Here is a 15,828-nt window from a genome sequence, read left to right on the forward strand (position 1 = left end):
TTCAATGAAAGAAGCAGTAATCGTATCCATGGCACGTACCGCGATCGGTAAATCCAATAAAGGAAGTCTAGTACAGACACGTGCGGATGAATTGGGGAAAGTCGTTCTGGAAGCTGTAATAGATCGAGCACCGGGTCTCAAAAAGGAAGACGTAGAGGATATCATTATTGGCTGTGCGATGCCAGAAGGTGAACAGGGATTGAACTTTGCTCGCATTATGTCGCTGTACGCTGGGTTTCCGGTTACGGTTCCAGCAATGACCATCAATCGTTTCTGCTCCTCAGGGTTACAGTCCATCGCCTTAGCGGCTGAACGGATTATGTTGGGGCATGCCGACGTCCTGATCGCTGGTGGGGTGGAAAGTATGAGTCACGTACCGATGACAGGCTTTAAGATTTCACCTAATCTGAGAATTGTTGAGGAAATGCCGGAAATATATATCGGAATGGGGCACACGGCTGAACGTGTCGCTGAAAGATTTAACGTATCTCGTGAAGATCAGGATCGATTCGCTGCAAAGTCGCATGAGAAAGCAGCACGGGCAATATCGGAGGGGAAATTTAAGGATGAGATTGTTCCATTTCAAACGGAGATGAAGAATCTGGATGATGGTGAAGTTACGATTAAATCTTTTATTTTCGATACCGATGAAGGAGTCCGAGCTGATACAACGGTTGAAACGTTGAGTAAACTGAAACCTGTTTTCAAATTTGGAGGGTCGGTTACGGCAGGGAATACTTCTCAGATGAGCGACGGAGCAGCCGTGGTCGTGATGATGAGTAGAGAGAAGGCAGATGAACTTGGGTTGGAACCGCTAGCCACCTTTCGATCTTTCGCATTAGCGGGTGTGGAGCCGGAATTCATGGGAGTAGGACCCGTCAAAGCGATTCCTAAAGCATTGCAAATGGCCGGAATCACGCTTGAAGACGTTAGTCTATTTGAAATTAATGAAGCTTTTGCATCCCAATGTGTACATGTGATTCGCGAACTCGGCATCGACGAGGAAAAAGTTAATGTGAACGGTGGAGCGATTGCACTCGGACATCCGCTTGGATGCACGGGCACGAAAGTGACGACCACGCTCATTCAAGAACTACGGCGCCGCGGAGGGGGTTATGGTGTTGTTTCCATGTGTATTGGAGGTGGAATGGGAGCAGCCGGTGTATTCGAAGTTCATCCGCAATAAAATTCACTCGTGAGGCAAAGGAGAGGAAAGCGATGAGCAAAGTGTTGGGCGGAAGTTTCATGATTGAGGATATTGATTACCGACAAATCGTGACACCGGAGGACTTTACGGAAGAGCATCGTATGATTGCGGAGACGACGGAACAATTTGTGGCTAGTGAGATTATTCCAAGGGATGAGGAAATTGAAAAGCTGAACTACGAGTTGACGGTGGAGTTGTTGCAAAAGGCTGGTGAGATAGGTCTGCTCGGTGCTGAAGTTCCAGAGAACTATGGAGGTTTAGGGCTGGATAAAGTGAGTTCCACGTTGATTAATGAGAAGCTGACAAAGGCGTCATCTTTTGCCTTATCTTTTGGCGCTCATGTAGGGATTGGTACGCTTCCCATTGTTTATTTCGGTACGGAAGAGCAGAAGCAGAAGTATTTGCCGACGCTGGTCACGGGTGAACAAATTGCCGCTTATTGTCTAACGGAGCCATCCTCTGGATCGGATGCGCTTGGTGCCAAAACGACGGCTACGTTGACGGAGGACGGCCAGTATTACGTTCTGAATGGGAGTAAGCAATTCATTACGAATGCAGGTTTTGCTGATATTTTTATCGTGTATGCGAAGGTAAATGGTACGGCCTTTAGTACATTTATCGTGGAGCGTACGATGGATGGTGTGAGCATTGGTCCGGAGGAGAAGAAGATGGGAATCAAAGGTTCGTCCACGTGTCCGTTGATTCTGGAGGATGTTAAAGTTCCGGTTGATCACTTGTTGTGGGAAGTTGGCAAAGGACACTTGATTGCCTTTAATATATTGAATATTGGGCGCTTCAAATTGGCCGCAGGATGCGTCGGGGGTGCGAAAGATTCGATCGCGTATGCTGCTAAATATGCCAATGAGCGGACGCAATTTGATCGTAAAATTTCATCTTTTCCTTTAATCGGCAAGAAACTGGCGGAAATGAACATGCGAACTTATGTGTTAGAAAGTATGGTTTACCGAACGGCGGGTCTGTTCGATATTGGCTTAGCTGAAGTGGATTATGATAGTCCAAATGTGGGATATCAGTCGGCCAAGGCTATTGCGGAGTATCAGCTGGAATGTTCTATTAACAAAGTATTTGGTTCCGAAACGCTCGATTTCGTCGTGGATGAAGGCGTGCAGATTCACGGAGGATATGGATTCATTCAAGAATATAGCATTGAACGCAATTATCGGGATTCGCGAATTAATCGTATTTTTGAAGGGACGAATGAAATTAATCGTTTACTCATTCCGAGTACGTTGATCAAGCGGGCGATGAAGGGCGAATTACCTTTGATGCAAAAAGCGTTAGCATTACAATCAGAATTATTAGGCCTAGTTCCGGGTCAATTATTCGAAGGTACGCTTGAGCAAGAAACCCATATGCTGTCCATGTCAAAGAAGATATTCCTAATGGTTGGTGCGCAGGCCGTGCAAAAGTATCAAATGAAGTTAGAGCAGGAACAGGAGATTCTAAGCCATCTAGCAGATATGATGATTACCGTGTTCGCCATGGAAAGTGCTTTACTACGTACCCTGAAGATGATGGATCAAGTTGGAGAAGCGAAAGCCATAAATGCGATTCATATGACAGTGGCCTTTATACATGAAGAATTTGATCGGATCGAATGTTGGGCCAAAGAAACACTTGCAGCCATGGAATCCGGAGACACACTTCGAACTGGGCTCTCCGTGCTGAAAAAGATGACAAGAAGAACACAGGTAAACACGTTAGGCTTGAAACGGAAAATTGCTGCTAAAGTGATCGAAGCGGAAAAATACGTTCTGTAAATACGTGTTCAAAAAGTCGACTTTTTGAGCAACCTCTATAACGGATTCTTGAGGATGGGGTGACCAGCATGTTAAATAAACCTTGGCTAGAACATTATCCGGTTGAAGTACCCATAACATTTGATTATCCGAAGCAGAATTTGGCGCAGTTTTTGGTGCAATCCGCAGAATTATATCCAGAGAAGATAGCCATGGATTTCCTAGGGAATAAGATCTCTTACAAAGTGCTATTGGATTCGGTTTACCGGTTTACGAATGCTCTGCTCAAGCTGGGTATTTGTAAGGGAGACCGAGTAGCAGTTATGTTACCGAACTGCCCACAATCGGTGATCGCGTATTATGGAACGCTTCTAATGGGCGGCATCGTTGTGATGACGAACCCTCTTTATATGCCACGCGAGTTGGAGTACCAGTTGAAGGACGCTAGTGTACAAATCATTGTAACGCTGGATGTTCTAGTCGATCGGGTGAAGAAGTCGACGGAGAAAGAACCGTTGAATTATATTCTAGTGACTTCCATTAAGGACTATCTGCCATTCCCCAAAAATTGGTTATATCCTTTGAAAACTAAGAAAACGGGGAAGCCGGTCACTTACGGTAACGGTGTCCTGTCTTTTCTTCCATTTTTGAAAAAGTCAACGGCAACGCCTACTGATATCTCAATTGACGCTGATGAGGATTTGGCACTCATTCAATATACAGGAGGGACCACGGGTTTCGCTAAGGGTGTCATGCTTACACATTCGAATCTGGTAGCCAACACCATTCAGAGTAAGCTCTGGTTTTACCGCGCTGAAATTGGGAAAGAACGCTACTTAGCAGCACTTCCCTTTTTCCATGTCTTCGGTATGACGGTGTTACTTAATCAATCTGTTCATATGGCTGGCACGTTAATTCTAATTCCACGGTTCGACATAGGTCAGGTGCTTAAGGCGATGAACCGTTTGAAACCGACTGTATTTCCCGGAGCACCTACCATGTATATTGCAGTTATCAACCACCCTGATGTTCATAAATTCGATCTATCTTCCGTCAAAATTTGTATTAGTGGCGCTGCCTCTTTACCGCATGAAGTGCAGGAGCGGTTCGAGAGTATTACAGGTGGCACGTTGATCGAGGGTTACGGACTGACAGAGACTTCACCGGTAACGCATGCGAACAACCTTTGGGAGAAGCGCAAAGCCGGTTCTGTTGGCATTCCCTTTCCAGATACGGAAGCTCGTATCGTTCATCCGAATACTGGAGAAGAAATGCCACAGGGTGAAATTGGTGAGATGATTATCCGAGGTCCACAGGTTATGAAGGGATATTGGCAACAACCGGATGAAACGAATAAAGCACTTCGTGATGGCTGGCTCTATACGGGAGATTTGGCAAGGATGGACACCGACGGATTCTTTTATATATTAGACCGTCGCAAAGATTTAATTATCGCCGGAGGGTACAATATTTATCCACGAGAAGTGGAAGAAGTACTATTCGAACACCCGGACGTGGAAGAAGCCGTTGTCGCGGGTGTGGTGGATCCTTATCGTGGTGAGACAGTGAAAGCGTTCATTATACTAAAAGAAGGATCTACAGCCAATGAGGAAGAGTTAAAACGTTGGTGTAAAGAAAAACTGGCGGTATATAAAGTCCCTAGAATTTATGAGTTTCGTGCTACATTTCCAAAAACATTGGTCGGTAAAGTGTTGCGACGGAAACTGATTGACGAAGATACGGATAACACGCTTAAGTAACAAGCCAAGCATGTTGAGTTCCAGTCGATGGACCCATGTATGAGGTGAAATTAGGAGAGCGGAAAAAGTGAGGAGGACTTTTAATGAAAACGGATTCAGATGGTGTACATCCTAACTTTGAACATTGGGGGAAAATAGCTGAATCTACATTCTGGGGATTCGTGGGGTGTGAAATTGAAGAACTAGGTGAGTCAAAGGTGATCGTTTCCATTGAAATTAAACCGCATCACTTGAATCTAATCGGTATTCTTCATGGAGGCGTGCATGCGACGTTAATCGATTCAGCGATGGGATTGGTTGCGATGATTGCCAGACCGAATGATAACGTAGTCACAAGCAATTTAACGATGAACTATGTGGCACCGACAGAGAGAGGACGGGTTTTTGTAACCGCAGAAATCATTCATAGTTCTCGTAAAATGATTACAACTCAAGCTTTTGCAAGGGCGGAGAACGGAGATTTATGCGCTTTTGGAACGGGAACCTTCCGTGTGATTAATAAACCTGCTTAGAATGATGATTGTGAATATATAAATGATTAAAGGTGTTCCTATCAACCTAAAAAAAGTTCGCTGACAACAATCTGTCAGCGAACTTTTGCTATAGCAGGGCTACATAATAATAAGTAACATCAGTAGGCTGGTTACCACTTGTGTGAGGTACTGTGTATTCTGGTAATTTGCGGCAACTTACTTAACAACTACCGAATATCGCCAAATGATGCTATTTCTCCATTTATTGTGAAGCTAAGAGACTCTCGTAATAGGGCCTTTTAAAAAAAACTGCATCATTACTTAAATAGGTTTCTAGTGTAATCATTATAACCTAATTCTCATCAACGATTCGATTCACATCTTTTTCGTTAGGAGTGTTTGAACTTTGTAAATGGTGGTCGTCTTTTTCAAATTATCAATACCTTATTTTGGTTAATTAGCAGGTATGATATACTAGAAAACGATGATAAACATATGGACAAACATGCAAAGATAAAGTCGAGCTTAGATGTTTGAGGGATCATTGATTTTCTAGTGCGAACCTGAAGCACACATGAATTCCCTAGGAGGTTCGCACCAGGAAAGAATGAATAATAGCCTTCGTTTGGATAATATTGGATTTAAAAATGAGAAAAAAAGGATGGATTCATTGATTTTCACTTTAAAATGGGTTGAAATCTACTTTGTTCATTACTTTTTCGCAGTCGCACTCTGTATGAGTGCGTGGATTGAAATCACGAATACAATACGATTGTCCGGAAGGATCACGTCGCACTCTGTATGAGTGCGTGGATTGAAATTCGATCTAACTTGGCTTGTATCAGATTGTCTTGCCGTCGCACTCTACACGAGTGCGTGGATTGAAATCTATGGCGGTCACGATAATCCAACCGAAGATATCATAAGAAGGCATACAACCTCAATTCAAAATCTGGTTTCCCATTTGTATCATATTGATGACTTGATCGTTATCGACAATAGTGAATCAACCGGAGAAATTGTGTTGGAAATAGAGCATAATGTCCTTAAATATCAGGCTGACTTGCTCCGGATGTGGGTTCAAATTATTAAGCAATATTTTAGAGGTTAAAAGAAATAGAGAGTAATTTAAACGACCAGAATGATTACAAAGGGGTCGTTTATTTATGATAAGGATGGAATTAATCACTTGCACTACTATAGCTGAGCTGGCGAGAATCACATTGTTTTTCATCGAGGAATGAAAGGGGTGTTTTTTTCTCTGGCAATGCTAAATCTAAAGAGATGGCTGTTTCTGGTGGAAAGTTGGGCGGTTTGAGGGTTTGGCTTAGATATGTAATTACCACCGTTGAAGCTATGATGGAATTCAACGCTATAGCCTCCACTACACTTTCCGGCTTTATTTTATGCTATTCGTTTCCCGTACATGCACTTATAGGCAGGAGCCCTCATATAAATGAAGAATCGACTTAATTGAGCGCCGGGGGGAACGTGACATCCCTGGTAATCCAGCTTGGGGGTGTCCGATCTATGGGACTGTTCGCGACAATTGCACTGTTCATTAAACAGCTGTCACTGCTTGTGTCGTACGTCAAAAACAACGCTTTTCCACAGCCTTTACCTGAGAAGGAGGAGAGCAAATACTTAAAGCTGATGTCTGAAGGTGACGGGCATGCGCGTAACCTGCTCATTGAGCATAACTTGCGGCTAGTGGCACATATCGTTAAGAAATTTGATAATACAGGCGAGGATTTGGAAGACCTTATATCGATCGGGACGATCGGTCTGATTAAAGCTATTGAGAGTTACCAGCCAGATAAAGGGACCAAGTTGGCCACTTTTGCTGCTCGTTGTATTGAGAATGAAATACTGATGCATTTACGTTCTCTCAAAAAGACACGAAAAGATGTATCTCTCCATGATCCAATTGGTACTGATAAAGAAGGAAATGAAATTACATTGATTGATATTCTAGGTAGTGAAGCAGACGACGTGGCGGATCTCGTTCAACTGAAGATTGAGAAGAGTAAAATCTATCGTAACCTAGATATATTGGACCCACGCGAACAGGAAGTCATTAAAGGTCGTTTTGGGCTGGAACAGGGCGGAGAGGAACGGACCCAACGGGAAATCGCGAAGGAGCTGGGTATTAGTCGGAGTTATGTTTCACGTATTGAGAAGAGAGCGCTGATGAAGCTGTATCATGAGTTTTATAAGGCGAAAAGATAACTTGAAAATGTAGGATAATAGCCAGTAGGGATGAGATACTAATGTCTCAATCCTACTGGCTATTTTTGTTACTGCAACATAAATAAACGTAGGATATCATCGTAGGGATTCTTGCTTTCTTGTATACTGTACAAGGAGCTTAAAAAATACAAATAATATTTAGTGTAGGAGGCTTCAGTGCAAAATTTTGATGATGTTGTTTCGTTTATTAGCCAATCTTTTTTGAAAAAAGATGAGCAGCTAGAGATGCCAAGGACAATAGGCGAAACTTCACTTATAGATATAGATATTGTAAAAAGAACAGCACGTACGATAAGAAGAGTCGGGATCATTACAGTTGCTCGAGAGTATTCCTCAATTGTTGGAGCCCTCCCGGATCAGCAGCTTTTAAGTTGGACAGTGGGAAAACGTGCCTCACTAGACGATAATCAACAAACTTTTGATTGGCTTCATAAAGGATGGATTTTGAAAGAAGTTCGTTTTAAACGCGATGGGAAATCTGTAGAACGAATTCAGTACCGCATGGGCTATTTATTATATGTATATTTATTAAATAAGCAAACGGATGAGCATCGGGATTTTTTAAATCAATTTACGCAATATCAGTCGAATGCTGCGCAGAAAATGGAACAAATCACGTATTTACATGACGAACGATTACTTCAGTTGAAAGATTTGGCATTATTCTTGTCAGGTAGTTTACAATGGAGCCCTAATGATCTAGAAGATCAGTATATTTTCCCAGCGAATTGGAGTATATCTAAACGAATCGACGGCTTAAACTTTTTATTAGCATTTCTCTTGATTTCTAGTAGCAAAGAGATATTTGATTGGAAAGAAATTGGCGCGCATTACTACCCGGGTATTGGAGGCTCTAAGGCATTTGATGCGTATAAAATAGTGTTTCTTAACATTTTGGAGACGATAAGTGGTCAGTCGCTGGAAACGTTAGGGATGATTAGTGGTGGACAAATTACTTCAATCTATTTTGCCGGAGAGCTTGAAGGAACGTGGTCGAATTTTCGAGCAGGTCCTGTGCATGCCTTAACTAATATTTCGGTTTCACAAGACCATTATTCAACTAGAGCAACAACACTCTGGTTAGTTGAGAATCGAGCCATTTTGACTCGGATGTCAGCAGAACCTCATTTCTTGCAGGAGACAAATTCATTGATAGTTTGTGTAGATGGTCATCTTCGAAGTGCGCATAAACATTTCATCAGACAATTGTTGCTGAATAGTAGTATCGACCAAACGATTTTTTGGAGCGACTATGATGAAGCTGGACTGCAAATTGCAGGAGAGATGTTTCAATCGCTCATGGGACACGCTGTGCGGCATAAATGGATCTGTCTGGATCACTCGATAATAACCAATTGGTCGGAGTATCAACAGAGCATGGAGAGTTTACTACAAGATATGAAATCAGAACAAGAGATCGTGTTAGGGGAGGCAGATGATTGGAGAAGCTGGATCAACCATTAATTTCAATTTTTCAAACAAACGAATCCAAACCGGAAATGCATCAGGCATTAAGGGATATTGCCTTGTTATCTGGGGTTCTTAATGATCTCAACTCACAAAACTTCCTGCAGACACCTATCGAAATTTTACGATTTCTTCGTATTATTCAATTGATTAATGAAGAAGCTTTGGGACTCGATGATCCGATTGAAAACGCAGATACGCTATATTTTCGTTATCGTAACCGCTTTGATGACCTTGAACCACCAAGTAAGAAAAAGGTCGAACAAATTGTAAATGTTCTTGTGAAGTATAACTGGATATCCAAACAAACAAGACAGCTAAAAATGCGGGATGTAGGTAAGCGGATGATGGATACACTCATACGTCTTGCAAATGATTCTTTAGCCTATTATATGCATGATGATATTGGCAGATCGTTATTCCAAGCTAGACGGGATGCTGAGCTTAGCGAAGCATATGACGATCATGGCATTTCCGGTGGTAATAAAATTGCTAGTATGATTCGCAACGTTGAAAATGCAATTCAATTGATGAAAGAACGAGAATTAGAGATGCTAGCTGACCGTAATGCGCTACCTCAACTAGAGATCATACATCAGCTGATGCAGGAATTAGAAATTAAATTGTCGGAGCGTTTTCGCCAATTCCATACGTTAGAGGACAGTCTGGTACTCAGCAATTTAATGCAGTCAGGAACTTCTGCACTTGCAGACGGCACGAATTTGAGCATGGGGATGATCAATAAATATCTTAAATTCACGATGATGAAGCAAACGATGCTATTGTCCTCGATAAATCCGGAAAAAGTAAGGACATTTATTACACAAATGTATGATCCGCCTCAAGAATCAGACATTCCCAATGCACATCAAATTATGAGCTTTATGGAGCAAAATGAATACGAGGGTGAGTCTATGGATGGTTTATGGATTCCGATTAAATTCGCTGCTCCTCTTTCAGGAGAAGCAATTGGTGAAGCCATACAGTATCTAGAAAACTATGAGCCGATTGTTGACTTAATGCAAGAAGACGTCCAGGAAATCGAATATGTAAATGAGGAAATGGATATTGCTCAATTAGAAGATATGATGGGGGATTCGCAATGGTTGCTTACCAAATCCATGATTGAAACGGAAGCGATTGAAGTATTTATGAAGGAAGTGGAGGCTGCGCCTATAGAGACTGTAATGATTGAAGCAACATCTACGGCGTGGGGAGATGCGATTAATGCGCTTACTGCGGTATCTGCGTTGGTAGGCAGTAAGAAGTTAATATTGGAGGAAGCTACGGATGATTTAAAAGTACAAACCTCTCTGTATGACAAGGAATGGGATTGGATGGATCGTGATGATATGAATCAAGTGGTTAAGAATAAAAAAAATTGCACTATAAAGAATAGGGCCACAGAAAATATAGATGAAAGGAGTGATGATGAGCTTGACGGATGAAATGAATGTAAATCCTCTTAATGTCATGCAGGCTGTCAAAGGAATGTTAACCGAAGTCGAAGAGATCGTTTTTATGAATCTCTTATTCTCATCCTCTGCAACAATACGTGCGGGGAATTTCGGATTATCCAGGCGTGAGGTGGAAAAGCAATTAAAGATCACTGATGATCATGAGAAGTTCGATTCATTTCTGAAGCGGGTTAATCAAGCAGTAAGTCGGTATTTTAAAGTGATTTATGATGAGAAAAAGGATCAAATCGTCGTCATGATGAGAGTTCCTGCTAAAGCTGCACGCAGTACATTGTCTAAAGAAAGTTTAGCAATCCTTTTGTTTATGTTTTACCAGCAAGAAGTTTTACAGCATGAGTTTACACTATTTGATCAGCTGTTAAATGCCCTTGGACATGAGACCACAAAGGCAAATCAACGTTTGAATCTGAATATAGACCAACTGAAAAAAATCGGTGCACTTGAAGAATATGATACAAATTCTAATGAGAAGGCTTATGCAATTACTGCAATTGGTGCAAACATGTTCTCGGATTCATTTTTGCGGCGTACTGTTGAATTTAGTCAATCCAATCAATTAAATAAAGAAGAAGTATTGAAATTCTTCAAGCGATATAATCTGTATCAGGAAGGGACTGAAGAACTATGATCCCATGGAAAATGTGGTTTACTGGCATCAGAGATTATCAACCTACTATGATGGATTTGTCAGGAAAAGAATCGCATATACTGATAACCGGCCCTAATGGAGCAGGGAAATCTACTGTGACATACTGTATGGGGGTAGTTCTATATTCTTCCAAGGTGGATATTGAGGGTCTGAAATCTCGTAATCTCCTTCCGAATGATACGTGGAAGGCTCATATTCGACTTCTCTTTAAGAATGAGGGACGCATGCGCATTGATGCCCCTACTTATGTTGAATTTGCAGTTTATATCCTACAGGAACCAGGACAACCGACTAAGAAGGAATTTGTTATACATTCGGGGGATGATCCAGAACAGTGGGATGAAACAATTAAATATACGTCGGGTGATCGGCAATACAATTTCACCACCTACAAGAAGGATCTCCAGTACAAATATAAAATTGATCCAGATTTGTTCTATCTGATTTGGTACCAGCAGGAGGTAAATCAGTTTGCTGTTATGGATCCGCAGGAGCGGTTTCGTATTTTTGCCGAAATGCATGGTATTGATCAGGTGCAGCGAAATTGGGAAGAAAGTATGGAGCAGCTGAAGGATGTAAATGAGAGTTTAAGAACGGCTGATGTGAATGTAGCCAATAAAAAGCAATGGCTGGGTATGGCGCGATCAGCGCTAGAACGGTATGAAGATAATCAGAAACGGCTTGTAGAAGGAGGGAAGCTGTACGCTGGAGCTTTACTGAAATTAGAGATTTACTACAAGCAAGAACAAGTGGATTTAGTAGCCAAAGAAGAACAAATGCTCGTGGATCAGGATATCGCGAAGGATAGACTCGGGATGTTACAGGAGCTAGGCGATCGATTGAATAATGAGCTAAAGCAAATACAAGCAGAAAAAGGACAACTTGATACGAAAATCATTATATTACAGGAGCAATTAGCTGTTGTGAAAAAAGAAATTGAAGAAACTACAATTGAAATTGGAGAATTAGATATCCAGCTGAAGGAGCTTAATCAAGAAAAGTCTCAAATTACCCGTACTGAAGAAGATGTTCATCAGCAGCTATCGGAAATAACTAAGCAGCTCAATGAAATGAATATCGAGATTGAAAAGGCGGAAGCTAGTCTTCAAGAATCTGAAAATGTTATATCGCAATTAATTGCGTCAAGTTCTCAAATGAATGCGCAGATTCAACAGGATAAAGGATTGGATCATATGCACAAGGAACGGTTACGGCAGTATCGCAGCAGTCATGATGTACAGATGGAAATTGACCGCTTAGATCGATCAATTCCGCAATCCAAGCAGGAACGAGAAGATAAATCTAGACTACTTCAAGAATTATCCAATGAAAAACGGATGCTTGAACAAAATCAATTATGGTCAACTCGTCAAAGGGAATCACTATCTTTGTTCAAAGCCATGAGTGTGCGTGCCTATACATTAAATGAATTAGTTGAATTAAATGAGTCAGCTCGACTTATAGCTGAGGAACACTTTGAGACGATTAAGTATGCGATATTCTTTGATGGTTCGCACGTAAAAGCTCCTAATGATTTGTATCATGTTCCTTTACGAAGTATAATACCGGATCGTTCTGTTACTGAAATTCAGACACTCCAAATTCGAGTGAAGAAAGGAATTGGAGATGATGTATTCCCACATGCGGTCAAGGCTTTATGGTGGGTAAAGCAATTCTTTCTAGCAGGTGAGATACGAATAGAGAATGATGTACTCATCGACTCCAAGGGGATTCGAGGTCCACAAGAGAAGAAGAGCTATATATTAAGCCAGAAGGCTATGCTGAAACGTAAAGAGGAAATTCAGAAGAGAATTAGCGAGTTGAACATATCGCTTGCGAATCTTCAAGACTCCATCAAAAGTGACACGCAGACTATGCAAGAATTACATGCCATTATCCAATCCGTGCGTGAATCGGAAGCCTTTCTCACCAAGAAACATGAACGTGAGGGCAGGATCCTAAAGTATGAATCCGAGATACAGTACCTTCAAGAACAGAAGGAGCATAGTAAGGAAATAAAGACTTCGCACACAAAGTTCATTGAGGTACGAGTCGAGCTGAAGCATATACAAGGTATACTACAGCGTGAATCGGATTTTTATGTGAAATTAGGTCAGCAGAAGGAGCAGTTTGAAACGTTACAACGTAAGACTCAAGAGCTCCACAGCTTATCTATACAGCGAGATACGTTAAAGCAGCATTTTGATACAGCAGAAGAGCTAGTTGAACAAGTAGAAGGAAATGAACGCCGACAACAACGCAAACTTTTGAATAATCAAGACGAAATTCAACAAGCATCGCGTACTCTTAATCAAATTGATATTCAAATCAATGATACAAAAGAAGGTATTGATACATCTAAAATAAATCTGCTTACGGTTACAGAAGAAATTGAAAACCTTAAAGGGGTAGCGTGTTTTATTTATGATGAGGTGGACAAAGAGTTTGAACTTGAATCCAATTCCTCGAAAAAACAACAATCGCTTGCAAAGCTCCGTCAAGAGCGTGAGTCTGGAAAAGTTACATTTAACAGTGCTAGAAATGAGTCAGGCATTGATCCCGCAGCACCTGAAAATTATAAAGTGATTGAAGAAGAGGTTCATCGATTGCAGGATGAGTATAAGCGGACAAGTTTATTGTTTGAAGAGAATCAAGAACGAGCTGAGAAATTGAAAGATCAGTTGGAGACGACAATCAATATGCGAGTCCTTGAAATTCAACAGCGATTTAAGAACTACATGAGCATTTTTCAATTCGAGGGACAGATCGATTGGAATCAGCAAGAGGATCGTCGAGGTCGAGTGCTTTTCCATTTATTCATAAAGGCTCGCAAGGAAGGGCACCGAGGAACATTAGAGGATGTCAGTGTGAAGGCTCGTGGAGGAAGAGTTGGCAAAGGTGTTTCTGGCGGAGAAGAATCGCTCAGTTCACTACTGTTTGCTCTGGCTTTATTGCAGAATCTGCAAACGGCACCTGGATTTATAGTCATGGATGAGTTTGATAGCGCGTTAGATGAGCAAAGGAAGTTAAAGGTATTTGATCTTTATGCAGGTGAATTACAACGTAAATTGATTATCCTGTCGCCAAAGTCGCATGAGCACTCTTATCTGGATCGATTCTCGAAAGCGTACATTGTGCATCATAATCCTACTGTACCGCGAAGTAAAGTGGCGGGGTTAATTTTGAAACGTATATGACGGGTGAGAGAAATGAATTAGCCTGTTAGAGTGAGAAATACACAGATCATTCTTACGGGCTAATTGGTTGTATGATGCATACAGACTTAAGCTAATATGTAATGTACTGTGTTATACTCGAGCTATAATAAAAAATGAGGTGTTCGTATAAATGATGAATCTTACGCAGGACCTTGTTAAATTGATTCGATTAACGGGTGATCGTGCGAAATTGGATGCTAAAGCAAATGGGACATATATAGTATATAAAACATCCGAGGGGAAGATTGTTAAAGAATATAGCACAGGTGAGATCAAGGAAATGAATGAACAGGAACTTAACCATGACTGAGACCGTTGCAACCATGTTTGTGTTTGCTGGTAATAATGGAAGTGGTAAGAGCACAATCCGCAATTTGATTGTTGACCGACTTGGTGTAAGTGTGAATATTGATCCGGATGCACTAGCTCGCAAAATTGATACTCAACATCCTGAAAAGAGTAAAGTATCTGCTGGTAAAGCAGCCATAAGAATAGCCAGAGAATGTATCCGAAATAAGTGGGATTTCACTGTAGAAACTACTTTAGCGGGTGGTAACGTTATTCGACAGATGCGAGATGCAAAGGAACAAGGTTTTGAAATCATTATGTTTTATGTAGGACTAGGGGATGTTCGACTTAATATTGAACGTGTTGCTACGCGTGTGAAAAATGGTGGTCATCACATTGAAACCGAGGATATTATTAGACGAAATGTAACGAGTATGAATAATCTGTTGTCTCACTTGGACCAAATAGATCAATTAGTCGTTATTGATAATAGTAAAACAGATGGTGAAATTATTCTTGGAGCAGATAAAAGTGGAATAAAATATTATTTAGATGAATTGCCTGAATGGGCACAAATGATTGATCGACAATTACAGATCAGGAACAAAATAAAAAAGTAAACCAATTCGCATCGGAGCGATCGTAATTGGTTTATTTTTTTACATCGTATCGTGTCCACAACCTCAAGAAATTTGATAATACAGGCGAAGATTTGGAAGACCTTATATCGATCGGGACGATTGGTCTGATTAAAGCTATTGAGAGTTACCAGCCAGATAAAGGGACCAAGTTGGCCACTTTTGCTGCTCGTTGTATTGAGAATGAAATACTGATGCATTTACGTTCTCTCAAAAAGACACGAAAAGATGTATCTCTCCATGATCCGATAGGAACGGACAAAGAAGGAAATGAAATTACTTTGATCGATATTCTAGCTAGTCCAACTGAAGATTGAAAAGAGAAAAATCTATCGTAACCTGGACATATTGGACCCACGCGAACAAGAAGTCATTAAAGGTCGATTCGGACTGGAGCAGGGCGGGGAAGAACGTACACAGCGGGAGATTGCGAAGGAACTCGGTATTAGCCGCAGTTATGTGTCACGTATTGAGAAGCGGGCATTGATGAAGCTGTATCATGAGTTTTATAAGGTAAAGCGATAGTCTTAATAATGAAGCAGCTTGTCTATAGGAAAGCTGCTTTTGTGATTAAAAGAAGAATAAGATGAACAAGAGGCCTATGGGCATAAGCAACCGCAAGTATGAATCTAAAAATAGC

General features: G+C 41.2%; 13 protein-coding genes and 1 pseudogene. 13 read left to right on the forward strand and 1 reads right to left on the reverse strand.

Annotation, left to right across the window (positions count from 1 at the left end):
* Positions 1-4 precede the first annotated feature (4 nt).
* From UB51_RS02985 to UB51_RS03010, 5 genes are all read left to right on the forward strand, one after another.
* A complete protein-coding gene (locus UB51_RS02985) occupies positions 5-1,186 on the forward strand; it encodes an acetyl-CoA C-acyltransferase (protein WP_044876009.1) in 1,182 nt (393 codons plus the stop codon).
* 32 nt (positions 1,187-1,218) lie between these two features.
* Positions 1,219-2,988: an acyl-CoA dehydrogenase family protein gene (locus UB51_RS02990; protein WP_044876010.1), complete on the forward strand. Its 1,770-nt coding sequence runs from the start codon at positions 1,219-1,221 to the stop codon at positions 2,986-2,988.
* A gap of 68 nt (positions 2,989-3,056) precedes the next feature.
* Positions 3,057-4,727 (forward strand): AMP-binding protein, encoded by a 1,671-nt coding sequence (locus tag UB51_RS02995; RefSeq protein WP_044876011.1) that lies wholly within the window; start codon positions 3,057-3,059, stop codon positions 4,725-4,727.
* Between the two features lie 83 nt (positions 4,728-4,810).
* Positions 4,811-5,239 carry a PaaI family thioesterase gene (locus tag UB51_RS03000; RefSeq protein WP_044876012.1) on the forward strand — a complete coding sequence of 143 codons (429 nt, stop codon included), beginning with the start codon at positions 4,811-4,813 and terminating at the stop codon, positions 5,237-5,239.
* A 775-nt stretch (positions 5,240-6,014) separates the two neighbouring features.
* Positions 6,015-6,311 (forward strand): hypothetical protein, encoded by a 297-nt coding sequence (locus tag UB51_RS03010; RefSeq protein WP_144406942.1) that lies wholly within the window; start codon positions 6,015-6,017, stop codon positions 6,309-6,311.
* A gap of 70 nt (positions 6,312-6,381) precedes the next feature.
* Here the strand turns inward: UB51_RS03010 and UB51_RS03015 are convergent, their stop codons facing one another.
* Entirely contained in the window at positions 6,382-6,570 is a 189-nt protein-coding gene (locus UB51_RS03015) for a hypothetical protein (protein ID WP_044876014.1), read from the reverse strand.
* A 160-nt stretch (positions 6,571-6,730) separates the two neighbouring features.
* Here UB51_RS03015 and sigK (UB51_RS03020) point away from each other — a divergent pair, with 160 nt between their 5' ends.
* The 8 genes and pseudogenes from sigK (UB51_RS03020) to sigK (UB51_RS03055) all read left to right on the forward strand — a co-directional run.
* Positions 6,731-7,429: an RNA polymerase sporulation sigma factor SigK gene (gene sigK, locus UB51_RS03020; RefSeq protein ID WP_044876015.1), complete on the forward strand. Its 699-nt coding sequence runs from the start codon at positions 6,731-6,733 to the stop codon at positions 7,427-7,429.
* 177 nt (positions 7,430-7,606) lie between these two features.
* Positions 7,607-8,914, forward strand: a complete 1,308-nt coding sequence (locus UB51_RS03025) for a DUF2399 domain-containing protein (RefSeq protein WP_044876016.1) — start codon at positions 7,607-7,609, stop codon at positions 8,912-8,914.
* Entirely contained in the window at positions 8,890-10,365 is a 1,476-nt protein-coding gene (locus tag UB51_RS03030; RefSeq protein WP_234405530.1) for a hypothetical protein, read from the forward strand. The genes UB51_RS03025 and UB51_RS03030 overlap by 25 nt, the downstream gene beginning before the upstream one ends.
* A gap of 1 nt (position 10,366) precedes the next feature.
* Positions 10,367-11,023 (forward strand): hypothetical protein, encoded by a 657-nt coding sequence (locus UB51_RS03035; RefSeq protein WP_234405620.1) that lies wholly within the window; start codon positions 10,367-10,369, stop codon positions 11,021-11,023.
* On the forward strand, positions 11,020-14,241 hold the full coding sequence (locus tag UB51_RS03040; protein ID WP_044876018.1) for an SMC family protein: 3,222 nt from the start codon (positions 11,020-11,022) through the stop codon (positions 14,239-14,241). Before UB51_RS03035 ends, UB51_RS03040 begins: the two co-directional genes overlap by 4 nt.
* A gap of 151 nt (positions 14,242-14,392) precedes the next feature.
* On the forward strand, positions 14,393-14,572 hold the full coding sequence (locus tag UB51_RS03045) for a hypothetical protein (protein WP_044876019.1): 180 nt from the start codon (positions 14,393-14,395) through the stop codon (positions 14,570-14,572).
* A complete protein-coding gene (locus UB51_RS03050; RefSeq protein WP_044876020.1) occupies positions 14,565-15,170 on the forward strand; it encodes an ATPase in 606 nt (201 codons plus the stop codon). Before UB51_RS03045 ends, UB51_RS03050 begins: the two co-directional genes overlap by 8 nt.
* Positions 15,171-15,226: 56 nt before the next feature.
* Positions 15,227-15,713 (forward strand): annotated as a pseudogene (gene sigK, locus UB51_RS03055) (RNA polymerase sporulation sigma factor SigK); the annotation flags it as partial.
* Between the last annotated feature and the right edge of the window lie 115 nt (positions 15,714-15,828).

It is taken from the genome of Paenibacillus sp. IHBB 10380 (assembly GCF_000949425.1).
GTDB lineage: Bacteria > Bacillota > Bacilli > Paenibacillales > Paenibacillaceae > Paenibacillus_AQ.